The organism is Mycolicibacter algericus DSM 45454, from assembly GCF_002086455.1.
In the GTDB taxonomy this organism is placed as follows: domain Bacteria; phylum Actinomycetota; class Actinomycetes; order Mycobacteriales; family Mycobacteriaceae; genus Mycobacterium; species Mycobacterium algericum.
On sequence record NZ_MVHC01000003.1, the window covers coordinates 230,733 to 253,932 of the forward strand.

At 68.6% G+C, this 23,200-nt stretch carries 20 protein-coding genes; 12 read left to right on the forward strand and 8 right to left on the reverse strand.

Annotated features, from left to right (window positions below; genetic code table 11):
• Positions 1–58: 58 nt before the first annotated feature.
• The 4 genes from BST10_RS04645 to BST10_RS04660 are packed head-to-tail and all read left to right on the forward strand — an operon-like array spanning position 59 to position 4,605.
• Complete coding sequence (locus BST10_RS04645) at positions 59–898, forward strand: hypothetical protein (RefSeq protein ID WP_041316752.1); 840 nt, start codon at positions 59–61, stop codon at positions 896–898.
• 36 nt (positions 899–934) lie between these two features.
• Positions 935–2,851, forward strand: a complete 1,917-nt coding sequence (locus tag BST10_RS04650) for a fumarate reductase/succinate dehydrogenase flavoprotein subunit (RefSeq protein ID WP_083036636.1) — start codon at positions 935–937, stop codon at positions 2,849–2,851.
• Positions 2,851–3,606 (forward strand): succinate dehydrogenase/fumarate reductase iron-sulfur subunit, encoded by a 756-nt coding sequence (locus BST10_RS04655; RefSeq protein ID WP_083036637.1) that lies wholly within the window; start codon positions 2,851–2,853, stop codon positions 3,604–3,606. Before BST10_RS04650 ends, BST10_RS04655 begins: the two co-directional genes overlap by 1 nt.
• A 3-nt stretch (positions 3,607–3,609) precedes the next feature.
• A complete protein-coding gene (locus BST10_RS04660) occupies positions 3,610–4,605 on the forward strand; it encodes an aldo/keto reductase (RefSeq protein ID WP_083036638.1) in 996 nt (331 codons plus the stop codon).
• On the opposite strand, the gene BST10_RS04665 is transcribed toward BST10_RS04660, so the two are convergent.
• From BST10_RS04665 to BST10_RS04675, 3 genes are all read right to left on the reverse strand, one after another.
• Positions 4,602–5,408, reverse strand: coding sequence for an aldo/keto reductase (locus BST10_RS04665; RefSeq protein WP_081465617.1), 807 nt, complete (start codon positions 5,406–5,408; stop codon positions 4,602–4,604). The two genes, BST10_RS04660 and BST10_RS04665, sit on opposite strands and share 4 nt — an antisense overlap.
• A 366-nt stretch (positions 5,409–5,774) precedes the next feature.
• A complete protein-coding gene (locus tag BST10_RS04670) occupies positions 5,775–6,644 on the reverse strand; it encodes an inositol monophosphatase family protein (protein ID WP_083036641.1) in 870 nt (289 codons plus the stop codon).
• 64 nt (positions 6,645–6,708) lie between these two features.
• The gene (locus BST10_RS04675; protein ID WP_083036757.1) at positions 6,709–7,194 is read right to left on the reverse strand and encodes a flavin reductase family protein; all 486 of its coding nucleotides are present in this window, start codon (positions 7,192–7,194) and stop codon (positions 6,709–6,711) included.
• A 261-nt stretch (positions 7,195–7,455) separates the two neighbouring features.
• Here BST10_RS04675 and BST10_RS04680 point away from each other — a divergent pair, with 261 nt between their 5' ends.
• From BST10_RS04680 to BST10_RS04690, 3 genes are all read left to right on the forward strand, one after another.
• Positions 7,456–9,300: an acyl-CoA dehydrogenase gene (locus tag BST10_RS04680; RefSeq protein ID WP_083036759.1), complete on the forward strand. Its 1,845-nt coding sequence runs from the start codon at positions 7,456–7,458 to the stop codon at positions 9,298–9,300.
• 151 nt (positions 9,301–9,451) lie between these two features.
• On the forward strand, positions 9,452–10,417 hold the full coding sequence (locus BST10_RS04685) for a GlxA family transcriptional regulator (protein WP_083036643.1): 966 nt from the start codon (positions 9,452–9,454) through the stop codon (positions 10,415–10,417).
• An 11-nt stretch (positions 10,418–10,428) separates the two neighbouring features.
• Positions 10,429–11,142, forward strand: a complete 714-nt coding sequence (locus BST10_RS04690) for a DJ-1/PfpI family protein (RefSeq protein WP_083036646.1) — start codon at positions 10,429–10,431, stop codon at positions 11,140–11,142.
• A gap of 172 nt (positions 11,143–11,314) precedes the next feature.
• On the opposite strand, the gene BST10_RS04695 is transcribed toward BST10_RS04690, so the two are convergent.
• Positions 11,315–12,661, reverse strand: a complete 1,347-nt coding sequence (locus BST10_RS04695; RefSeq protein WP_013827170.1) for an acetyl-CoA C-acetyltransferase — start codon at positions 12,659–12,661, stop codon at positions 11,315–11,317.
• Between the two features lie 151 nt (positions 12,662–12,812).
• Between BST10_RS04695 and BST10_RS04700 the strand changes: the two genes are divergently transcribed.
• Together BST10_RS04700 and BST10_RS04705 are read left to right on the forward strand one after the other, a co-directional pair.
• On the forward strand, positions 12,813–14,177 hold the full coding sequence (locus tag BST10_RS04700) for a 3-oxoacyl-ACP reductase (RefSeq protein WP_083036762.1): 1,365 nt from the start codon (positions 12,813–12,815) through the stop codon (positions 14,175–14,177).
• 1 nt (position 14,178) lies between these two features.
• Positions 14,179–15,021 (forward strand): MaoC/PaaZ C-terminal domain-containing protein, encoded by an 843-nt coding sequence (locus BST10_RS04705; RefSeq protein ID WP_013827168.1) that lies wholly within the window; start codon positions 14,179–14,181, stop codon positions 15,019–15,021.
• 16 nt (positions 15,022–15,037) lie between these two features.
• On the opposite strand, the gene BST10_RS04710 is transcribed toward BST10_RS04705, so the two are convergent.
• Positions 15,038–15,235 (reverse strand): hypothetical protein, encoded by a 198-nt coding sequence (locus BST10_RS04710; RefSeq protein ID WP_133054404.1) that lies wholly within the window; start codon positions 15,233–15,235, stop codon positions 15,038–15,040.
• A gap of 120 nt (positions 15,236–15,355) precedes the next feature.
• On the opposite strand from BST10_RS04710, the gene BST10_RS23200 reads away from it, so the two are divergent.
• Entirely contained in the window at positions 15,356–15,496 is a 141-nt protein-coding gene (locus tag BST10_RS23200; RefSeq protein ID WP_013827166.1) for a hypothetical protein, read from the forward strand.
• 65 nt (positions 15,497–15,561) lie between these two features.
• Here BST10_RS23200 and BST10_RS04715 read toward each other — a convergent pair whose 3' ends face one another.
• On the reverse strand, positions 15,562–16,188 hold the full coding sequence (locus BST10_RS04715; protein ID WP_041316745.1) for a TetR/AcrR family transcriptional regulator: 627 nt from the start codon (positions 16,186–16,188) through the stop codon (positions 15,562–15,564).
• Between the two features lie 77 nt (positions 16,189–16,265).
• On the reverse strand, positions 16,266–17,453 hold the full coding sequence (locus BST10_RS04720; protein ID WP_109559395.1) for a glycoside hydrolase family 3 N-terminal domain-containing protein: 1,188 nt from the start codon (positions 17,451–17,453) through the stop codon (positions 16,266–16,268).
• Positions 17,454–17,641: 188 nt separating this feature from the next.
• On the opposite strand from BST10_RS04720, the gene BST10_RS04725 reads away from it, so the two are divergent.
• Together BST10_RS04725 and BST10_RS04730 are read left to right on the forward strand one after the other, a co-directional pair.
• On the forward strand, positions 17,642–17,815 hold the full coding sequence (locus BST10_RS04725) for a DUF2613 domain-containing protein (protein WP_013827163.1): 174 nt from the start codon (positions 17,642–17,644) through the stop codon (positions 17,813–17,815).
• A 55-nt stretch (positions 17,816–17,870) separates the two neighbouring features.
• Complete coding sequence (locus BST10_RS04730; RefSeq protein ID WP_083036649.1) at positions 17,871–22,142, forward strand: alpha-(1->3)-arabinofuranosyltransferase domain-containing protein; 4,272 nt, start codon at positions 17,871–17,873, stop codon at positions 22,140–22,142.
• A 69-nt stretch (positions 22,143–22,211) separates the two neighbouring features.
• Here BST10_RS04730 and BST10_RS04735 read toward each other — a convergent pair whose 3' ends face one another.
• Positions 22,212–23,150, reverse strand: coding sequence for a hypothetical protein (locus tag BST10_RS04735; protein ID WP_235673674.1), 939 nt, complete (start codon positions 23,148–23,150; stop codon positions 22,212–22,214).
• Positions 23,151–23,200 lie beyond the last annotated feature (50 nt).

Below are 23,200 nucleotides of genomic sequence, written 5' to 3' on the forward strand. Positions count from 1 at the left end.
GGGTGCTGCTTGTATAAGGGGCGCCCTCCGACGAAATCCAGCCGAAGGGAACCCCCAGATGAGCGCACCCGCCGTGAACCGTCCTGGCACCGGCGTCTTCTCGGCGACTCGCGCACGGATCGCGGATCGCACCCTGCGCACCGACCGGTGGTGGTTATCGCCGCTGCGGGTCAATGTCTTCCTCAGCGCGTGGGTTCTCTACGCAACGGTCCGGGCGTTCTGGGGCAGCGACTACTGGGTCGACAGATATCACTACCTGACACCGTTCTACTCGCCGTGTATCAGCGCATCCTGCGTGGAGGGCTCCAGCCACCTGGGGGTCTGGCTGCCGGAATTCCCCTGGTGGATTCCGCTGGGTGCGTTGGTTCTGCCGTTTCTGTTGGCGTTCCGGCTGACCTGCTACTACTACCGCAAGGCCTACTACCGCGCCTACTGGCTCTCGCCGGCGGGATGTGCAGTGCCCGAACCGCGTGCCGGCTACACCGGGGAGACCCGGTTCCCGCTGATCATCCAGAACAGCCACCGCTACTTCTTTTACGCCGCCCTGGCCATCACCATGCTGAACACCTATGACGCGATCACCGCGTTCTACTCCGCGGACGCCAACGGTGGCGCCGGTGGTTTCGGGTTCGGCCTGGGCAACATCGTGCTCTGCGTCAACGTGGCAATGCTGTGGGCCTACACCGGCGGTTGTCACTCCTGCCGGCACGTCATGGGTGGACGGCTCACGCACTTCTCCAAAAACCCGGTGCGCTACTGGCTTTGGTCGAAGATCAGCTGGTTCAACGGCCGGCACCAGCAGTTCGCCTGGATCACTCTGGGCACGCTGGCCTTCACCGACTTCTATGTCTGGATGGTGGCCAGCGGCGTCTTCACCGATATCCGGTTCATCGGCTGACGAAGCCTCATTCACACGAAGAGTAAGCGAGAATTCATGGTTGAAGTCGAACGGCACTCCTACGACGTGGTCGTGATCGGTGCCGGCGGCGCGGGTCTGCGCGCGGTCATCGAAGCCCGCCAGCAGGGCCTGAGCGTGGCGGTGGTGTGCAAGTCGCTGTTCGGCAAGGCGCACACCGTGATGGCCGAGGGCGGCGCCGCCGCATCGATGGGCAACGTCAACGACAAAGACAACTGGCAGGTGCACTTCGGCGACACCATGCGCGGCGGCAAGTTCCTCAACAACTGGCGGATGGCCGAACTGCATGCCCGCGAGGCGCCGGAGCGGGTCTGGGAGTTGGAGACCTACGGCGCGTTGTTCGACCGCACCAAAGACGGGAAGATCAACCAGCGCAACTTCGGTGGCCACACCTATCCGCGATTGGCGCACGTCGGCGACCGCACCGGCCTGGAGATGATCCGCACGCTGCAGCAGAAGGTCGTCTCGCTGCAGCAGGACGATCACGCCGAGTTCGGCGACTACGAGGCGAAGATCAAGGTCTTTCACGAGTGCACCATCACTGAACTGCTCAAAGACGATGCCACCGGGGCGATTTCGGGTGCCTTCGGCTACTGGCGCGAATCCGGCAAGTTCATCGTGTTCGAGACGCCCGCGGTGGTGCTGGCCACCGGCGGGATCGGCAAGTCGTTCAAGGTGACCTCGAACTCCTGGGAGTACACCGGCGACGGACACGCGCTGGCGCTACGGGCCGGCGCGACGTTGATCAATATGGAATTCGTGCAGTTCCATCCGACCGGGATGGTGTGGCCGCCCAGTGTGAAGGGGATTCTGGTCACCGAGGGTGTGCGCGGCGACGGCGGGGTGCTCAAGAACTCCGACGGGACGCGGTTCATGTTCGACTACATCCCACCGGTGTTCAAAGGCCAGTACGCCGAAACCGAGCAAGAAGCCGACCAGTGGCTCAAGGACAACGACTCGGCCCGCCGCACCCCCGACCTGCTGCCGCGCGACGAGGTGGCCCGCGCCATCAACTCCGAGGTCAAGGCCGGACGGGGTTCACCCCACGGCGGGGTGTTCCTCGACATCGCCTCCCGGCTCAAGCCGGAGGAGATCAAGCGCCGACTGCCCTCGATGTACCACCAGTTCATGCAGCTCGCCGAGGTCGACATCACCAAGGACGCCATGGAGGTGGGTCCTACCTGCCACTACGTGATGGGCGGTATCGAGGTCGACCCGGACACTGCGGCAGCCGCGGTCCCGGGGCTGTTCGCCGCCGGGGAATGCGCCGGCGGGATGCACGGGTCCAACCGGCTGGGCGGCAACTCGCTGTCGGATCTGCTGGTCTTCGGCCGCCGTGCCGGTCTGGGCGCCGCGGAGTACGTGCGGGGGCTGGCCAGTCGGCCGGCGGTTGCACCGGCGGCGTTGGAGGCCGCGGCGAAGCTGGCTCTGGCCCCGCTCGACCGGCCGGGCGGCGGCGCGGGCGAGAATCCGTACACGCTGCACGCCGAGCTCCAGCAGTCGATGAACGACCTGGTCGGCATCATCCGCAACGCCGGCGAGCTGGAACAGGCCCTGGCCCGGCTCGAGGAGTTCAAGACCCGGTTCGCGACCGTGGCCGTCGAGGGCGGTCGGCACTACAACCCGGGCTGGCATCTGGCCGTCGACCTGCGCAACATGCTGCTGGTCAGCGAGTGCGTGGCCAAGGCCGCGCTGCAGCGCACCGAGAGCCGCGGCGGGCACACCCGAGACGACCACCCTGGCATGGACTCGAATTGGCGCAAGACCCTGCTGGTCTGCCGGGTCGCCAACGACAGCGAGGTGCCCGACATCACGATCACCCCGGAGGCGCAGACCGCGATGCGTGAGGACCTGCTGGAACTGTTCGAGATCTCCGAGCTGGAGAAGTACTACACCGACGAAGAGCTGGCGCAACACCCGGGACGGAGAGCGTAATGACACATATCGCCCAGCTACGGGTATGGCGCGGCGACATCGACGGTGGTGGGCTGCAGGACTTCGAGGTCGAGGTCAACGAGGGTGAGGTGGTCCTCGACGTCATCCATCGGTTGCAGGCGACCCAGACACCCGACTTGGCGGTGCGCTGGAACTGCAAGGCCGGCAAGTGCGGCTCGTGTTCGGCGGAGATCAACGGCTTCCCCCGACTGTTGTGCATGACACGGATGTCGATGTTCTCCCCGGATGAGACCATCACGGTGACGCCGGTGCGGACCTTCCCGGTGATTCGCGACCTGGTCACCGACGTCTCCTTCAACTACGAGAAGGCCCGCGAGATGCCGTCCTTCAAGCCGCCGGCGAATCTCAAACCCGGCGAGTACCGGATGCAGCAGGTCGACGTCGAGCGGTCCCAAGAGTTCCGCAAGTGCATCGAATGCTTCCTGTGCCAGAACGTCTGCCACGTCATCCGGGACCATGAGGAGAACAAGCCGAACTTCGCCGGCCCGCGGATGTTCATCCGGCTGGCCGAGTTGGAGATGCACCCACTGGACACCGCCGACCGGCGTCAGTTGGCTCAGGACGAGGCCGGTCTCGGGTTGTGCAACATCACCAAGTGCTGCACCGAGGTCTGCCCGGAACACATCACGATCACCGACAACGCCATCATCCCGATGAAGGAGCGGGTGGCCGGAGATCGCTACGACCCGATCGTCTGGCTCGGCCGAAAGATCTTCCGCCGCAAGCCTGACTGACCCGTGAAGACCACCACGCTGGGACGAAGCGGTCTGCAGGTTTCGCGCCTGGCGCTGGGAACCTGGGAGTTCAGCGGGGCGTGGGGCGAAGTCCGTGAGGACAACGCGATCGCAATCGTCCGCCGGGCTCGCGAGCTGGGGTTCAACTTCTTCGACACCGCCCACGAGTACGGATTCGGAACCGCTGAGCGCATTCTCGGCACCGCATTGCGCCACGATCTCGACCATGCCCGTGACGAGGTGGTGATCGCGACCAAGGGCGGACTGCGGGAGACCGACGACGGTCCGGTCCGCGACGCCCGGCCCGAATGGCTCCGCCACGACGTCGACACCAGCCTGGCCGCGTTGGGCATCGATCACATCGACCTGTATCAGGTGCATTGGCCCGACCCGAGCGTGCCTGCCGCCGAAACCGCCGGCGCGCTGGCCGAATTGGTCGCGGCGGGCAAGATCCGCCACGTCGGGGTGTCGAATTACGACGTCGATCAGATCGCGCAGTTCTCGGCGACCCTTCCGGTGGAAACGGTCCAGCCGCCGTTCAACATGCTGCGCCGCGACCTGCAGGACAGCTTGTTGCCCTACTGCCGCGACAACGACATCGGCGTGCTGGTCTACGGGGCGCTGGCGCACGGTCTGCTGACCGGAACCATCACCGCCGAGAGCAGGTTCGACGACGACGACTGGCGCGCCCGCAGCGGAATCTTCAGCGGCGAGGGGTTCGCACGGAATCTGAAAGTAGTTGAGGGACTTCGCTCGCTGGCCGCGGACCTGGGTGTCACGCTGAGCCAGCTAGCGCTCGCCTGGGCACTGGCGCAACCGGGGGTGCACGTCGCGATCGTCGGCGCCCAGCACGTCGGCTACCTGCAGGACAGCGCCGCCGCGGTGCACCTGGAGCTGAGGCCCGATGATCTGGCCGACATCGCCGAGATCCTGGCCCCAGCGGCACCGCTGAGCGGGCCCTACCCGGAGATGTGGAAGGAATTCCGGCCCCGCCCTTAGGTGCCCAGGAACGTCATCGGGTGGTGGTGAATCCGGGTTCCGTTGTGCAGCCCGTTGAGCAGTGCCATGTCGTCGTCGCTCAACTCGAAGTCGAAGACGTCGAAGTTCTCCGCGATCCGGTGTGGCCTCGACGAGCGCGGGGTGACCACATTACCCAGCTGCAGACTCCAGCGGATGAGCACCTGCGCCGGCGACCGGTCGTGCTTGGCGCCGATCGCCTTCACCGTCGGATTGTCGATCACCCGCACGATGATGTGGCGCTCGCCGAAGCCCAACGGGCTGTGCGCCTCGGTGACGATGCGCTGCTCGGCGTGAAACCGGCGCAGCCGCTCCTGATTGAACAGCGGGTGCAGTTCGACCTGGTTGAGTGCGGGCGCCACCGAGGTCTCGTCGATGAGCTCGGTGAGCAAGTCCTCGGTGAAGTTGCAGACGCCGATCGAGCGGACCAGGCCCTGTTCGCGGGCGTGGATCATGGCCTGCCAGCTGTCGAGGTACTTGCCCACCTTCGGAGCCGGCCAGTGGATCAGATACATGTCCAGGTAGTCCAGGCCGAGCCGGTCGATGCTCTCGCGGCAGGCGTCCAGGGTGCTGGCGTACCCCTGTCGGGAGGTGCCCAGCTTGGTGGTGACGAACAGTTCGGAACGCGGGACCCCGGACGCCTTGATGGCGCGGCCCACCACGGCCTCGTTGCCGTAGGAGGCCGCGGTGTCGATCAGCCGGCAGCCGCTCTCCAGAGCGGCCAGAATCGAAGCCTCGGTCTGCTCATCGGACAGCTTCGCCACCCCGAGTCCCAAGACGGGCATGGTCACGTTGTCGTTGAGGGCGGTATGGGGAATCGAATACGCATTCGTCCCGGCCGTGGCGGACGCGGCGGTATCCACCGCGAATGAAGCAAAAGAAATCGTCATCTTTTCGACCTATACATTCGGTTACTTTGCATCTCTAGTTACGTTTCCAGCACGCGATACTGCCGCTCGTCGCGGCACCAAACCTCCTGGGCTTTGACAGCAGATGATGCGCTTATCCAGCGATACCGCGTCGATGCGGTTCGGGAGCACGGGCGCATCCGCACGATCCGTTATACCGACGTGATCAAACCGCGGTCAACCCGTGATAGGCAATAAATGGGTTCTGGCGTGAATTTCATCACGATTCCGGGGCGGGTGTGACTATTGCGGGATCGCGGCGAAACCACCCTCTCGCCGCAGCGTCGCAATGAATTCGTCGGCGATGCCGGGTGCCGCGGCGATGATGACATCGCCCCCGTCGGGCTCCGGACCCGGCAACACCACCCGGGCGCCCGCCTCGGCCGCGATCAACGATCCCGCCGCGTGGTCCCACAGCTTGATCCCGTGCTCGTAATACACGTCCAGCCGTCCCGCGGCAACCATGCACAGATCCAGCGCCGCCGAGCCGATCCGCCGCACGTCGCGCACCGCCGGTAGCAACCGGGCCAGCAACACCGCCTGCGCGGCCCGGCGGTTGGGCGAGTACCCGAAGCCGGTCCCGAGCAGTGCCACGGACAGTTCGGCGACCTCGGTGCAACGCAGCGCAGCGGTGCCCGTCCGATCGGTGACCTGTGCACCCAGCCGGGCACCGGCCGAATAGATCCGGTCACCGACCACGTCCGCGACCGCGCCGGCCACTGACACGCCGCCGACCTGCGCCGCCACCGAGACCGCGTAGGCCGGTACGCCGTACATGAAGTTGACAGTGCCGTCGATCGGGTCGACGACCCAGGTGACCGCACCGGGGTCGCGCCCGGAGACGTCGCCGGAACCGCCGCCTTCCTCTCCCAGCACCGCATCGCCGGGCCGCAGCCGGGCCAGCCGGTCCCGGATGAACCGCTCGGTCTCGGTGTCGACCACCGTCACCGGATCGGTCGGACTGCTCTTCGTCTGCACCAGGCCGTGGACCGAATCGGCGGTCTGCGCGCCGAATACCTCGGCGCGGCGGCGCCGCACGAACGCCGCCGCCTCGCCCACCAGCGTCTCGGCCATGGACCTCAATTGCCCGGGGTCACTACTGGGATTCGCCATCTGCCCATAGCAACACATCTGCGGTGGCCGTCGCACCTTCGGCGAGGCCGCGCCGCAGCGGCAATCAGCCGCCGAGCCGGCGGAAACCGCTGCGGTGGAAAACGATCGGCGTGACCTCCGGGTCGACGGTCAGCTCACAGACGCGCAGCACCACGATGGTGTGGTCTCCGGCGGGCACCAATTGCTCGACCGAGCTGCCCAGCCATACCCCGGTGCCCTTGATGAACACCGCGCCTTCGTTGGTCACCGTTTCCAGCCCGGCGAACCGGTCGCCGGTCTTGGCGGCCAGCGTGCGGGCCGCGATGTCGTGCGCCTCACCCAGCACGCTGATGCCCAGCCGGGGCGAGTCCTTGAGTTTCGGCCACGTCGTCGAGGTGTTCTGCACGCAGAACGACACCAGCGGCGGCTCGAGCGACACCGGCACGAAGGTGCTGGCGGCCAACCCGACCCGGATGCCGTCGACCTCGGCCGCGACAGCCACCACGCCGGACGGGAAATGGCCGAACGCCTCCCGGAGCGACGACGGCGTCAGATTGCTGGCGGAACTCACGTGGGCACTCACCGGGAACTCATTCACCTCGTCGGGTCTGGTCGCTGAAGAACCCTACCCGCCGCGTCGCCGCCGTGGCGGATCGGCCGCGGCGGAGCGGGCTGACCAGGTGAGACCAACTGGTTGGTTAGTTAGCTAAGAGGATGTAGCTCACACTGGCTTGCGCTGTGCTTCCCAGGGGGTATATTTCAGGGCACGTTACTGGTGGGTAACTTAAGCCCGAGTACCCAACCACAGGTGGCATTCCATGAGGAGGAAGCTGTGAGCCACTACAAGAGCAATGTCCGTGACCAGGTATTCAACCTGTTCGAGGTCTTCGGCCTGGACCAGGTCTTCGGCCAGGGCGAATACGCCGACCTGGACGTCGACACCGCTACGGAGATGCTCGGCGAGATGGTCCGGCTGGCTGAGGGCCCGATTGCTGACTCCTTCGTCGACGGCGACCGCAACCCGCCGGTGTTCGACCCGGCCACCCACACGGTGACGCTGCCCGAGTCGTTCAAGAAGTCGGTGCGCGCCACGCTGGAGGCCGGCTGGGACAGGGCCGGCATCGACGAACAGCTTGGCGGCATGCCGATGCCCAAGGCACTGATGTGGGCGCTGCACGAACACATCCTCGGCGCCAACCCGGCGGTGTGGATGTACGCCGGCGGTGCCGGCTTCGCCAACATCTTCTTCCACGTGGCCACCGAAGAGCAGAAGAAGTGGGCCGTCATCGCCGCCGAGCGCGGCTGGGGCTCGACCATGGTGCTCACCGAGCCCGATGCCGGCTCGGATGTCGGCGCCGGCCGCACCAAGGCCGTCCAGCAGGCGGACGGCTCCTGGCACATCGACGGCGTCAAGCGGTTCATCACCTCCGCTGACTCCGACGACCTGTTCGAGAACATCTTCCACCTGGTACTGGCCCGGCCCGAGGGCGCCAAGCCCGGTACCAAAGGCCTGTCGCTGTTCTTCGTGCCGAAGTTCCTGTTCGACTTCGAGACCGGGGAACTCGGCGAGCGCAATGGTGTGTTCGTCACCAACGTCGAGCACAAGATGGGACTGAAGGTCTCGGCCACCTGTGAGCTCACGTTCGGCCAGCACGGCGTGCCGGCCAAGGGCTGGCTGGTCGGCGAGGTGCACAACGGCATCGCGCAGATGTTCGACGTGATCGAACAGGCCCGGATGATGGTCGGCACCAAAGCCATCGCCACACTGTCCACCGGCTACCTCAACGCGCTGGAGTACGCCAAGGAGCGGGTGCAGGGCGCCGATCTGACCCAGATGACCGACAAGTCCGCGCCGCGGGTGACCATCACCCACCACCCGGACGTGCGCCGGTCGCTGATGACCCAGAAGGCCTACGCCGAGGGGCTGCGGGCGCTGTACCTCTACACCTCGACCTACCAGGACGCCGCCGTCGCCGAGAAGCTGCACGGCGTTGAGCCCGATCTCGCCGTCCGCATCAACGACCTGATGCTGCCGATCGTCAAGGGTGTCGGCTCCGAGCAGGCTTATGCCAAGCTCACCGAGAGTCTGCAGACGCTCGGCGGCTCGGGCTTCCTGCAGGACTACCCGATCGAGCAGTACATCCGTGACGCCAAGATCGACTCGCTGTATGAGGGCACCACGGCGATTCAGGCGCAGGACTTCTTCTTCCGCAAGATCATCCGGGACAAGGGCCAGGCCCTGGCACACGTCGCGGGCGAGATCGAGGCGTTCATCGCCAACGAGTCCGGCAACGGCCGGCTCAAGGCGGAGCGTGAGCTGCTGGCCACCGCGCTGGCCGATGTGCAGGGCATGGCCGCGACGCTGACCGGCTACCTGATGGCCGCGCAGGAGGACATCGCCAGCATCTACAAGGTGGGGCTGGGCTCGGTGCGCTTCCTGATGAGCGTCGGCGACCTGATGATCGGGTGGTTGCTGGCCCGCCAGGCCGCGGTGGCCGTCGAGGCCCTGGACGCTGCCGCCGGCGATATTTCAGCCGCTGACCGGGCGTTCTACGAGGGCAAGATCGCGGTGGCATCGTTCTTCACCAAGAACTTCTTGCCGCTGCTGACCAGCACTCGCTCGGTGATCGACGCCATCGACAACGACATCATGGAGCTCGACGAAGCGGCGTTCTAGAACGCCGCGGCAACACAGGCCGCGCAGGCCCCCGAGGCGATCCCTCGGGGGCCTGTTGCATTGGCGGGCCCAGACGGGCGAGCAGACGCGTGTCCTGATCTGTGGGACGTGTGGCGTAGACGCCATGGGTTCTACGACTGACACTGATGGCGTGACCCGCAACGTCGTCGTCCTCGGCTACCCCGGCGTCCAGGCGCTGGACGTGTTCGGTCCGTCGGAGGTGTTCGCCGCCGCGTCGCTGGCACTGCTGGGCGAGGGTCGCGCCGACCGGTACGCCGTCAGCGTGGCAAGCGTCGACGGTACGGCGATCGCCACCAGCAGCGGACCAGCCATCGCCACGACCGCGCTGCCCGAGCCCACATCGGGTCTCGACACGGTGGTGCTGCCCGGCGGCGCGGGTGTCGACGCGGCGCGGGCCGACCCGGCGACCGTGGCGTGGATCCGCACCGCCGCCGCCCATTGCCGACGGGTGGTCAGCGTGTGCACCGGCGCGTTCCTGGCCGCGCAGGCGGGCCTGCTGAACGACTGCCGCGCGACCACGCACTGGGCGTTCGCCGACGCCCTGGCGCACGAATTCCCAGCGGTCACCGTCGATCCCGAACCCATCTTCGTGCGCAGCTCAGCGTCGGTGTGGACCGCGGCCGGGGTCACCGCCGGAATCGATCTGGCGTTGGCGCTGATCGAAGAGGATCACGGAACCGAGGTGGCCCAAACGGTGGCCCGCTGGCTGGTGATCTACCTGCGCAGACCCGGCGGGCAGTCTCAGTTCGCGGCGCCGGCCTGGCTGCCACGGGCCCGCCGCGCGCCGATCCGCGACGTGCAAGAGCTGATCGAGTCCGAACCCGTTGGGCCGCACCGGATTCCCGAACTCGCCGCCCGCGCTGCCATGAGCCCCCGACACTTCACCCGGGTGTTCACCGACGAGGTCGGAATCGCGCCCGGCGCCTATGTGGAACAAGTGCGCACCGAGGCAGCACGCCGACAACTCGAGGAAACCGACGACACCGTCGTCGCGATAGCGGGCCGCTGCGGCTTCGGCACCGCAGAAACCCTGCGCCGCACCTTCATCCGCCGGCTCGGCATCTCACCGGACCACTACCGCAAGACCTTCGCCTGAGAGGAACACCCATGCAGATCGCCATCGTGTTGTATCCCGGCTTCACGGCACTGGACTTCATCGGACCCTATGAGGTGTTGCGCTGGCTGCCCGATGCCCGGGTGCGGTTTCTGTGGCACGAGCCCGGGCCGATCACCGCCGACTCCGGCGTGCTCGTCGTCGCGGCCACCCATTCGTTCGACGAAACCCCCTCCCCCGACGTCATTCTGGTACCCGGCGGCATGACTACCACCGAACACGCCCGCGACGAGAAGCTGCTGGCGTGGGTGCGGCGCGCACATTCCACGGCCACCTGGACGGCATCGGTGTGCTCCGGGTCGATCATCCTGGCGGCCGCCGGGCTGCTCTCCGGCAAGCGAGCCACCTCCCACTGGATGGCGCTGCCCGCCCTCAAGGCGTTCGGGGTCACCACGATCGCAGACGAACGCATCGTGGTCTCCGGCGACATCGTCACCTGTGCGGGAGTCTCGGCCGGCATCGACCTCGGACTGTGGCTGGCCGGACGGATCGGCGGCGAGCACCGCGCGAAGGTCATCCAGCTGTCGCTGGAATACGACCCGCAGCCGCCGTTCGACTCCGGGCACATGTCGAAGGCGTCGGCGAAGACCAAGGCCGCGGCGAGCGCGCTGATGGCCAAGGATCTGGCGACACCGAGCCAGCTGAAAGCCGGAGCACTACTGCTGTGGGACCGGGCGATCGGCGCGGCCCGAAGCCGGCGCGGTTAGCCGGGATGAGTTGGCCGCCGCTGGATCCCCTCAGTCCAGCGGCGGGCCAAGACGCAGGTTGCTCCGCGATGCCGTGGGCCGGACGCCCGCGCGGAGCGAACCGTGCTGCTGACTACCCGCGGGCACCCGGGCACAAACCTGGTGGTCGGCGGTCTGGTCGCCGCCGCGGGCGCTAGCCCTCCAAGATGGCGGCCACGCCCTGACCGCCCGCGGCGCAGATCGAGATCAGCGCCCGTACCGGCTTGTTCTTCGAGGCGCCTTTCTTCGCCGCCTTGGCCTCGGCGATCTGTTTGGCCGCCTGCGCCACGATCCGCCCACCGGTGGCCGCGAACGGGTGCCCGGCTGCCAGCGACGAGCCGTTGACGTTGAGCTTGGACCGATCGATCGCGCCCAGCGCGGCGTCCAGTCCCAGCCGTTGCTTGCAGTAATCCTCGGACTCCCACGCCGCCAAGTGGCACAGCACCGTCGAGGCGAACGCCTCGTGGATCTCGTAGAAATCGAAGTCCTGCAACGTCAGTCCGTTGCGGGCCAACAGCCGCGGCACCGCGTAGGTCGGCGCCATCAGCAGCCCGTCCGGGCCGGTGACGTAATCCACGGCGGCCGTCTCGGAGTCGACGAAGTACGCCAGCGGGGTCAGCTTGTGCGCGGCCGCCCACTGCTCGCTGGCCAGCAGCGCCACCGACGCGCCGTCGGTCAGCGGTGTGGAATTGCCCGCGGTCATGGTGGCGTCGCCGGCTTTCGCGCCGAACACCGGCTTGAGGGTCGCCAACTTCTCCGGGCTCGACTCGGGCCGCAGGTTGTTGTCGCGGTAGAGGCCCTGAAACGGGGTGACCAGGTCGTCGAAGAAGCCGCGGTCGTAGGCGGCGGCCATGTTGCGGTGGCTGGCCGCGGCCAGCTCATCCTGGTCGACCCGCTTGATCCCCATCTGCTTGGTGGTGACCGCCTGGTGTTCACCCATGGAAAGCCCGGTGCGGGCTTCTTTGTTGGCCGGGATCTCCACACCCAGGGTGGCCGGCAGCTTGCCGACCAGCTTCAGACGCGCCAGGTTCGACTTGGACCGGCGCAGCGCCAGCAGCGTGCGGCGCAGTTCGTTGCCTACCTCCAGCGGCGCATCCGAGGTGGTGTCCACCCCGCCCGCGGCTGCCACCTCGTAACGGCCGGCGGCGATACCGTCGGCAGCGCAGATGGCCGCCTGCAATCCGGTGCCGCACGCCTGCTGCAGGTCAAAGGCCGGCGTGTAGGGCGACAGCGCCGAGCCGAGCACGGATTCCCGGATCAGGTTGAAGTCCCGGCTGTGCTTGAGCACCGCGCCGCCGATCACGGCATCCAACTTCTCGCCGGCCAAGCCGAACCGGTCGACCAGGCCGCCCAGTGCCGCGGTGAACATATCCTGGTTGGACGCGCTGGCGTAGGCGCCGTCGGAGCGTGCGAACGGGATGCGGTTACCACCGAGGACGGCGACGCGGCGACGCGCGCCGGGCTCGGCGGGGGTGGGCTTAGCAGCAGATCCAGGTGCCACGATCTCTCCGTCTGGTGGTCGGGCGCCCCGCACCGGCGGGACGATCGGGGTGATACTACCCAGTATTCTTACTCTGGAGTAAGTTCGTTGTCGACACCGTGGCCTGCACCAGGCACGTCCCCACATGGAAGGCAGCACGATGGCCCCTAAACTGGCCCCCAAACTCCCGACCGACCTGTTGTCCCAGATCCTGAACTCCGCCCCGGGATCATTCCTGTCCAAACAACTGGGTGTTCCCCAGGCCGAGACGCTGCGCCGCTACCGGGTTGGCGAGCCACCGCTGGCCGGGCCGCTGCTGATCGGCGGGTCCGGCCGGGTCGTCGAACCGTTGCGCACCGCGCTGGCCGGCGACTACGAGGTGGTCGGCGACAACCTCGGTGGCCGCTGGGCCGACTCGTTCGGCGGGCTGGTCCTCGACGCCACCGGCATCAACTCACCGGCGGGGCTGACCGAGCTGCACGACTTCTTTACGCCGCTGCTGCGCAACGTGGGCCGCTGCGGCCGGCTCGTCGTGGTGGGCACCACGCCGGAGGCGACCGGCAGCGTCGACGAGCGGATCGCCCAGCGGGCGCTGGAAGGCTTCACCCGCTCGCTCGGCAAGGAGCTGCAACGCGGCGCCACCGTGCAGCTGGTGTACCTGTCGCCGGAAGCCAAGCCGGGCGCCACCGGCCTGGAATCGACGATGCGATTCATCCTGTCGGGCCGCTCGGCCTACGTCGACGGGCAGGTGTTCTACGTCGGCGCCGATGACGCCACCGCGCCAGCCGATTGGGACCGCCCGCTGGAGGGGAAGGTGGCGATCATCACCGGCGCCGCGCGTGGCATCGGCGCCACCATCGCCGAGGTGTTCGCCCGCGACGGCGCCAAGGTGGTGGCGATCGACGTGCCAGGCGCGGCCGAGGCCCTCAACGCAACGGCCGCCCGGGTGGACGGCACCGCGCTGGCACTGGACGTCACAGCCGACGACGCGGTCGACCAGATCGCCGCACACCTCAAAGAGCACTACGACGGCAACGCCGACATCTTGGTCAACAACGCCGGTATCACCCGCGACAAGCTGCTGGCCAACATGGACGACGCCCGCTGGAACGCGGTGCTGGCGGTCAACCTACTTGCACCGCAACGTCTTACCGAAGGCCTGGTGTCGCGCGGCAGTATCGGTAAGGGCGGCAGAGTGATCGGGCTGTCATCGATGGCCGGCATCGCCGGCAACCGCGGCCAGACCAACTACGCGGCCACCAAGGCCGGCATGATCGGGCTCACCGATGCGCTGGCGCCGGTGCTGGCGGACAAGGGCATCACGATCAACGCCGTCGCGCCGGGGTTCATCGAGACCGAGATGACCGCGGCGATCCCGTTGGCCACCCGGGAGGTGGGCCGCCGGCTGAACTCGCTGTTCCAGGGCGGCCAGCCCGTCGATGTCGCCGAGCTGATCGGCTACTTCGCCAGCCCGGCGTCAAACGCGGTGACCGGCAACACCATCCGGGTCTGCGGCCAAGCCATGCTGGGGGCCTGACGTGACGCAACCCAGTGGCGCCAAGAACATGTTGCGCGCGGTCGCCGGAGCGCTGCCGTTCATTCCGCGGTCCGGCGCCCTGCCGGACCGGACGTTGCGGGTCGACGACCTGGCCATCGACGCCGGCCACGTCGCCGAGTACGCCGCCGTCACCGGGTTGCGCTACGGCAACCACGTCCCGGTCACCTACCCGTTCGCGCTGACCTTCCCCACGGTGATGTCGCTGGTGACGGGGTTCGATTTCCCGTTCGCCGCAATGGGCTCGGTGCACACCGAGAACCGGATTACCCAGTACCGGCCGATTGCGGTCACCGACACCGTCGACGTCGAGGTGCACGCGGAGAACCTGCGCGAACATCGCAAGGGCCTGCTCGTTGATATCGTCACCGACCTCCACGTCGGCAACGACCTGGCCTGGCATCAGGTGACCACCTTCCTGCATCAACAGCGCACCAGCCTGTCCGATGAGCCCAAGCCGCCGCCGGCCAAACAACCCAAGCTGGGACCGCCGAACGTGGTGCTGCGGGTCACGCCCGGTCAGATCCGCCGCTACGCCTCCGCCGGCGGTGACCACAATCCGATCCACACCAGCTCGATCGGCGCCAAGCTGTTCGGCTTCCCGACGGTGATCGCCCACGGAATGTTCTCCGCGGCAGCGGTTCTGGCGAATATCGAAGGGACGCTGCCGGACGCGGTGGACTACACGGTGCGGTTCGGCAAGCCGATGCTGCTGCCGGCCGGCCCGGGGCTCTACGTCGACCGGGTCGAGGGCGGCTGGGATCTGTCGCTGCGCAACATCGCCAAGGGCTATCCGTATCTGACCGGCGCGGTGCGGGCACTGTAGCCGGCACTTTGCCGGATCAGCCGATCTCGGCAGCGAGGCCGGCCGCCCGCAGCAGGTTGGCCTTGCTGACCTGCCAGCGTGCGCTCACGACATCGATACCCCACACCGGGATCGACATCACCAACCCGCGGACCACCACCATCACCGTGTCCATGTAGGCCCGCGCAGAGAAACCCGGTGTGGGCGCGGCCAGCGCTTCGGCGGAGGTAACCACGAGTCCGTAGATATGTTGCTCCAGCCACCATTCGACCATGGTGATGCGTGATCTGCTGGCGTTGCCGCCGACCGACAGCCGACCGCAGACCAGCTTCCGACTGCGGATCTCGTCAACGCCTTGCTCACCACGGCTCCGGCCTACGCCGCCAATCTGTTCGCACAAGAACTCGGTTCCGGAGACATCCTCAACGCGCTCGGCATGCCGATCGCCGGCCTGTTCGGGTTGGCAGCATCGCCCTCGGATTCGAATTCATCGTGATCAAGCAGGCGGTTTCGGAGATCACCGCCGAGTTCCAGGAGCTCTTCGCGGCCTGACGGGCCGGGCTATCCCGCGGCGGCGCTCTCGGCGCCGTCACGGCCGCCGGGCGCCTCCTTGAGGCCGCGCCAGAACAGGTCGATCATCAGCTCGCCCGCCTCGTCGACGTCGGTGTCGCCCGTGCTGACCCGGCTGGCGATCGCCTCGCCGGCGCCGACCAGTGCGACCGCCATCATGTCGAAGTCGACGCCGGGCTCGGGGTTGCGGGTGCCGGCCCGCAACAGCCGGCCGACCAGCTCGACGATCCGCTCGCGCCCCTCCCGCACGGTGTGGGCGAACGCCTGCGAACTGGTGGCCTGCGAATACATCACGATCCAAGACGCCCTGTTGGTGTCGATGTAGTGCAGGAACGACCGGATCGTGTTCCGCAACAGGTCTTTCGGGCTCTGCTGGAAGTCGATGCTGGTGCGCACCGTCTCGACGAAGCGCGCCAGCTCACGGTCCAGACACGCCCCGAAGAGTTCCTCCTTGGAGCCGTAGTACAGGTAGAGCATCGGCTTGGAGATCTGGGCCGCCGCCGCGATCGAGTCCATCGAGGTCTCGTGATAGCCGTTGATCGAGAACATCTGCACCGCGGCGTCGAGCATCTGCTGTTCGCGCACAGCCCGCGGTAACCGCTTACTGCCAGCTGCCATCGCCTCGGGGTTCCTTCCGCGTACCTTCTGCCGCACGATCTTACCGAAGAGTAACTTCGCGTCCGGCGGTGGCGGTATCAGCCGTGGCAGTGCGTTCCCGGTTTCTTGACCGCCGCCAACCGCGCCAACGAGGCATCGATCGCCTCACGCTTCAACTCGCCCGCCGCCACCGCCTGCTCCAGCCGGTCCAACACCGCCGGCACCTCGTCGGTGGTGACCCACAGCGCGATGTCCACGCCGGCCTGCAGGCTTCGCAACACCGCATCGGCGACGCCGTAGTGTTCGGTGATGGCGGCCATCGACGACAGATCGTCGGTGAATACCAGCCCGGAGAACGCCGGGCCGTGATAGTCGGTGCCGGCGCGCAACAGGCTGACCGCGGCCGGACTCAGGCTGGCCGGGTCCTCGGTCAGGCCGGGCACCTCCAGGTGTCCCATCATCACCGCCACCGGCGCCTGGGTGACCAGCGTGCGATAGGGCACCAGGTCGTTGTCCTGTAGCTGCGCCAGCGGTGGCGTGGCCACCGCCCCGGCGGTGTGCGAGTCACCGGAGCCGTGGCCGTGGCCGGGGAAGTGTTTGAGCACCGGCAGCAGCCCGGCGTCACGCAGTCCCTGCGCGTACGCCCCGGCGTACTCGGTCACCTTGGCCGGGTCCGAGCCGAACGAGCGGTCGCCGATCACGGTGTCGTCGTCGGTGCCGGCGGCGACCACGTCGACCACGGGCGCGAAGTCGATGGTGATGCCCAGGTCGGCCATCTTGCGGCCGCGCTCGGCCGCCAGCTCGCGCACCTGCGCGGCGCTGTGGGTAGCCGCCAGCTCCTTGGCCGACGGCGAGGACCCGATCAGCGAGGACAGCCGCGCCACCCGGCCGCCCTCTTCGTCGACACTGACCGCCAGCGGCAGCGGACCGGCGGCGGCCTGGTCTTCCTTGATCTCGGTCAGCGAACCGTCGGTCAGCATCGACAGCTCGGTCCAGCTGCCGATGAAGATGCCGCCGACATGATGGTCGGTGACCACCGCGCGCGCGTCGGCCGCGTCACGGACGCCGACCATCACCAGCTGCGCGAGCTTGTCGCGGATCGGCAGAGCCGCCAACTGCTTGCAGGCCGGGTCAACCGGCGCGGCGGCCGTCGAGGTGTCCGTCGACTCCGCCGGTGTCGACGGCGCGGGTGTCTCGGTGCGGTGGGAGCAGGCGGTCGTCAGCGCCGGCAGCAACGCGGCCGCCAACAGCAGACCGGGCAGGTGTCGAGTCGGCGATGCAGGCATCGCACCATGCTGTCACGGCCGGAACATCGGGGCTCATGCGGCGGCCCCAGCGTCACCTCTTCTTCGCCGAGGATCGCTGAACCGCATGTGTTTATGCGGCGCGTGCTACGTTGGCGGGCGGGGGTCACCGGGGGCGGTGTTGTTGGTGCCCCGAGATCACGTCGCGGGACTGCGGAAGGAGCCAGACCATGCCTCGGTTCGTGGTACCGGCGGCCATCAGCATTGTCGTCGGGGTGCTGCTCGGCGCGGCGGCCGTCTTCGGCGTGACCTTGATGGTGCAACAGGACACCAAGCCGCAGATCGCCGGGGGCGACCCACAGTCCTCGGTGCTGAACAGGGTGGAATACGGCAACCGCGGCTGACCTGCGGACGCCGTCGACTTCCGGCCGTCCGCAGACGGAGTTGCAGGGTGTGACAATGTTGTCGCGGCGCTGGCTGTGGCTGGTCGGCGCAGTCGCGTTGGCCTGCAGTTTCATCCAGGCGCCCGGCCGAATCTCCCCGGACACCAAACTGGACCTGACCGCCGATCCGCTGCGGTTCCTGACCCGCGCGGTCAACCTGTGGAGCAGCGAACTGCCGTTCGGTCAGGTGCAGAACCAGGCCTACGGCTACCTCTTCCCGCACGGCGCCTTCTTCCTGCTCGGTGACTTCGTGGGGCTGCCCGGCTGGATCATTCAGCGACTCTGGTGGGCGCTGCTGCTCACGGTGGGTTTCTGGGGTCTGCTGCGGGTGGCCGAGACGTTGCGGCTCGGCACCCCCACGGCACGGCTGATCGGCGCAGCCGCATTCGCGCTGTCGCCGCGGGTGTTGACCACCATGGGCTCGATCTCATCGGAAACGCTGCCGATGATGCTGGCCCCGTGGGTACTGCTGCCGGTGATACGCGCGTTGGGCGCGCCGGGTAGCGAGACGCCGGGACGCCCGGTGCGAGCGCTGGCCGGCCAAGCCGGCGTGGCGGTGGCACTGATGGGCGCGGTCAACGCCGTCGCGACACTGGCCGGTTGCCTGCCGGCGATCATCTGGTGGCTGTGTCACCGCCCGAACCGACGCTGGTGGTCCTTCACCGGCTGGTGGCTGCTGGCGCTGGCGCTGGCGGTGACCTGGTGGCTGGTCGCCCTGCTGTTGCTGGGCCGGGTCAGTCCGCCGTTCCTGGACTTCATCGAATCCGCCGGGGTGACCACCCGGTGGACGTCGCTGACCGAGATACTGCGCGGCACCCACAGCTGGACGCCCTTCGTCGCGCCGAACGCCACGGCCGGCGCACCGCTGGTCACCCGCCCGGTGCTGATCCTGGGCACCTGCCTGGTCGCTGCCGCCGGGCTGGCCGGGCTGACCGGCATGCTGCGCCGGCGACTACCCGGCGCCGGGCGGCTGGTCACCATGCTGCTGATCGGGGTGACGCTGCTGGCGGTGGGCTACGCGGGCGGGCTGGGTTCGCCGCTGGCACACGCCGTGCAGACCTTCCTCGATGCCGACGGCGCCCCGCTGCGCAACGTGCACAAACTCGAGTCGGTGATCCGGCTCCCGCTGGTGCTCGGAGTCACCTATCTGCTGGGCCGTATACCGCTGCCGGGCAGCGCACCGGCAGCGGTGTGGCGGCGTGCCTACGTTCACCCCGAACACCACAAGACGGCGGCGGTCGGCGTGGTGGTGCTGACCGCGCTGATGGTCAGCACGTCGCTGGCCTGGACCGGCCGGCTCACTCCGCCGGGGACATTTCAGGATCTGCCGCAGCATTGGCGCGACGCCGCCGCCTGGCTCGGCGAACACAACACCGGCGGCCCGACGCCGGGCCGGGTGTTGGTGGTACCGGGGGCTCCGTTCGCCACTCAGACCTGGGGCACCAGTCACGACGAGCCGCTGCAGGTGCTCAGTGAGACAGCGGGGGGTCCCTGGGGAGTGCGCGACTCCATTCCGCTGACCCCGCCGCAGACCATCCGGGCGCTGGACTCGGTGCAGCGGCTCTTCGCCGCCGGCCGCCCCTCGGCCGGGCTGGCCGACACCCTTGCCCGCCAAGGCATTTCCTATCTGGTGGTGCGCAACGACCTCGACCCCGACACCTCGCGGTCGGCCCGGCCGCTGCTGGTTCACCGCGCCGTCGACGGCTCGCCGGGGCTGCAGCGGGTGGCCCAGTTCGGCAACCCGGTCGGGTCGGGCACGGTGCCCGGATTCGTCTCCGACAGCGGATTGCGCCCGGCCTATCCGGCGATCGAGATCTACCGGGTCGGCGAGCCGGCAGCCGGAGCGAACCCGGGCGCACCGTATCTGGCCGACCTCGATGCGATGCCACGCATCGCGGGCGGCCCGGAGGTGCTGCTGCGGCTCGACGAGCATCGCCGGATGCGCGGCGAGCCGGTGCAGGGTCCGGTACTGATGACGGCCGACGCGCGCCGCGCCGGGCTCGGTGCCCCGCGAAACGGTGGGATCACCGTCACCGACACGCCGCTGGCCCGCGAGACCGACTACGGCCGCGTCGACGACCACTCATCGACGCTGCGGGCCGCCGGCGACGCCCGCCACACCCACAGCCGGGTGCCGGACTATCCGACGCCCGGGGCCGCCACGGTGTTCGGCGGCTGGATCGGCGGCCGGATCACCGCGTCCAGTTCGTCCTCGGACGCCACCGCGCTGCCCGACGTGGCACCGTCGACCTCCCCGGCCGCCGCCATCGACGGCGACTCGGGCACCGCCTGGGTTTCCAACGCGCTGCAGTCGGCGGTCGGCCAATGGCTGCAAATCGACTTCGACCACCCATTGACCAACGGCACCATCACCGTGACACCCAGCGCGACGGCCGTCGGCGCGCAGGTACGGCGGATCCAGATCTCCACGGTCAACGGCACCACCACACTGCGGTTCGACCACGCCGGCGAGCCGCTGACCGCCGCGCTGCCCTACGGCGAGACGCCGTGGGTGCGGATCACCGCGTCGGGAACCGAAGACGGTTCCCCCGGCGTGCAGTTCGGTATCACCGACCTGTCGGTCACCCAGTACGACGCCTCGGGTTACGCGCATCCCGTCGACCTGCGCCACACCGCGCTCGTGCCGGCCCCACCGGCGGGTGCGCGAGTGTCGCAATGGGATCTCGGGGCGGGCCTGCCCGGCCGGGCCGGCTGTGCCGCGGCCTCCGGCGCCGTCCGCTGCGCGGCATCGATGATGCTGGAGCCCGAGGAACCCGCCACCTTCAGCCGAACCCTGAACGTGCCGCAGCCCATCTCGGTGACCCCGACGGTATGGGTGCGGCCACGTCAGGGCCCCCACCTGGTCGACCTGATCGCCGAGCCGGGCGCGGCAAGGGCCCGCGGTGACGCCGACGTGCTCGACGTGCTCGGGTCGGCATACGCCGCCGCGGACGGTGATCCGGGCACCGCCTGGACCGCGTCGCAGCGGGTGGTCGCCCACCGCTCCCCGCCGACGCTGACCATCACGTTGCCGCGCCCGGTCGAGGTGGCCGGATTGCGGTTCGCCGCCAGTAGGTCCCCGTTGCCGGCGCGGCCCACGCTGGTGGCCATCGACCTCGGCTCGGGCCCGCAGGTCCGGGAACTGGCGGACTCCGACGAACATCGGGTAGGGCTGCAGCCGCGGGTGACCGACACCGTCTCGATCAGTCTGCTGGAGTGGCAGGACGTGATCGACCGCACCGCGATCGGCTTCGACCAGCTCAAACCACCCGGGCTGGCCGAGGTCAGCGTGCTCGGCGCCGACGGCCGCCCGATCGCCCCCGCAGACCCCGCCCGCAACCGGGCGCGCCGGGTCACCGTCGACTGCGGCCACGGCCCGATCGTCGCGATCGCCGGCCGGTTCGTGCACACCTCGATCACTACCACCGTGGGCGCCTTGCTCGATGACGAGCCGGTACGCGCCCAGCCCTGCGATCAGCGACCGATCGCGCTGCCCCCCGGGGCACAGGAACTGCTGATCAGCCCGGGTTCGGCGTTCGTCGTCGACAGCGCCACGCTGTCCGGGCCGCTGGCAACCCGCGATGGGGGCGGTACCGCGACGACACCCGCCGTCGTCGGCACCTGGAGCCCCGCCCGGCGCGAGGTGACGGTCTCCGACGCGTCGGCGACCCGGGTGTTGGTCGTTCCGGAGAGCATCAACCGCGGCTGGGTGGCACGCACACCCGACGGCAGCCGACTGGTCCCGGTCGCGGTCAACGGTTGGCAGCAGGGCTGGGTGGTGCCCGCCGGTACGGACGGCACGATCACGTTGAGGTTCGGCCCCAACCGGATGTACCGCCTGGGGATGGCCGGCGGGCTGGCCCTACTGCCGCTGCTGGCCCTGCTGGCCTGGTGGCCGGCACGGCGGATCCGCAGCCCCGGCCCGCCGGCGCGGCCCTGGCAGCCCAGCCGCGGACAGCTGGGGATCGCCGTGCTCACGGTCGGCACGCTGATCGCCGGTGCCGCCGGCGCCGTCGTGTTCGGAGCGGCGCTGATCGCGATGTTCGCGCTGCGCCATCGGCAGCGCGCGTTCGACGCGACCCGGCTCGGTTTGAGCTCCGGCGGGCTGATCCTGGCCGGTGCGGTGTTGTGCCGGCACCCGTGGCGATCGGTGGACGGCTACGCCGGACATTCCGCGGGCGTGCAGCTGGCTGCCCTGGTCTCGGTCGCCGTGCTGGCTGCGACCGCCGCGGTGGTCAGCAGCGGTGGTCGCGATCCCGGCGAGCCCCCGCGCCGTGCGGGAATGTGACGACCGACCCGCCGACAAACCTGTCGCCGGATTCCCACTCACGGGAAGCGCCGACGGTCGCCGGGCCGGCTACGGCGCAGCCTCGAGCTTCTCGATCTGGGTGTTGAAAAGTTGCACCAGCTCATCGGCGTGGGTGGCATCCTCCGACTCGTCATCGCCGGTTCGGAGCCCGATGTCATTGCTGCTGGCAACGACGAGCACGCCGCGGTAGTAGCCGGAGATCGTGGAGGCGGTGATCGCGATCGGCAGCCGGATGGCCGCCTTGCTGGAACTGGTGATCACCGTCGCGACCGCCCACGACGGCACCCCCTCGGCCTCCAACGGGCTGAGCTGGATATCAGTGGTGACGCTGCGCCCACCGGACTCGAAGGTCTGCTTGAACGACTGGCATTTGTCCACGAACGCCTTGAGGTCCGGACGGTCCGGCGTCAGGGCCAGCCGAACCCTCATCGAGTGCAGGCCACCGGGTTGCAGCTTGGCCAACGTGGCCGTCGCCGTCTGGGTGGCGGAACTGGGACTCGAGTAGAAGTCAGCGCATTCCGGGGGGTCAACGGTCAGATTCGGCATCTCCGAGGGGCTGTCGCCGGCGCTGTTGACGCCGCTGATCCACTTGCCGCCGGAGGGGTCCGGGAAGGAGGCGCGCTCGACGAGCATGTCCGAGGTCAGCTCGGTGATGTCCGGCTTCCGGGACGGTTTCTCCGCCGCGGTGAAGCGCCCACCCAAGCCCACCATCAGCCCTAGGCCGACCACGACCGCCGTCGCGGCCGCGGCCAGCGAGAGCCACAGCCGCTTGCGCGAGCCCTGCTCGGGCGCCGGCATCGGCCACGGCGCACCGTAGGGCGGATACGGCACCGGGGCGCCACCCGGAGCTGCGCCCTGACCGAAGTCGTCCACCCACAACGGCCAGCCGGGCGGCGGAGGCGGCCACGACGGATCCGGCGCCCAGTTCGCGTCCGGCGCCCAGCCGGGCGGCGCAGGCGGCCAGTTGGGCGGAGGGTTGAAACGCATCCAGGACTCCCGTATCGATGTACTGACGCTGGCTCGTCGCGAGCCTACGC

Coding starts and splice junctions, on each gene's coding strand:
- BST10_RS04670 (WP_083036641.1), bottom strand. CDS start 6,644: ATGGCGAATCCCAGTAGTGACCCCGGGCAATTGAGGTCCATGGCCGAG.
- BST10_RS04665 (WP_081465617.1), bottom strand. CDS start 5,408: ATGCCCGTCTTGGGACTCGGGGTGGCGAAGCTGTCCGATGAGCAGACC.
- BST10_RS04725 (WP_013827163.1), top strand. CDS start 17,642: ATGCCTCGGTTCGTGGTACCGGCGGCCATCAGCATTGTCGTCGGGGTG.
- BST10_RS04730 (WP_083036649.1), top strand. CDS start 17,871: ATGTTGTCGCGGCGCTGGCTGTGGCTGGTCGGCGCAGTCGCGTTGGCC.
- BST10_RS04650 (WP_083036636.1), top strand. CDS start 935: ATGGTTGAAGTCGAACGGCACTCCTACGACGTGGTCGTGATCGGTGCC.
- BST10_RS04715 (WP_041316745.1), bottom strand. CDS start 16,188: ATGGCAGCTGGCAGTAAGCGGTTACCGCGGGCTGTGCGCGAACAGCAG.
- BST10_RS04690 (WP_083036646.1), top strand. CDS start 10,429: ATGCAGATCGCCATCGTGTTGTATCCCGGCTTCACGGCACTGGACTTC.
- BST10_RS04720 (WP_109559395.1), bottom strand. CDS start 17,453: ATGCCTGCATCGCCGACTCGACACCTGCCCGGTCTGCTGTTGGCGGCC.
- BST10_RS04645 (WP_041316752.1), top strand. CDS start 59: ATGAGCGCACCCGCCGTGAACCGTCCTGGCACCGGCGTCTTCTCGGCG.
- BST10_RS04655 (WP_083036637.1), top strand. CDS start 2,851: ATGACACATATCGCCCAGCTACGGGTATGGCGCGGCGACATCGACGGT.
- BST10_RS04735 (WP_235673674.1), bottom strand. CDS start 23,150: ATGCGTTTCAACCCTCCGCCCAACTGGCCGCCTGCGCCGCCCGGCTGG.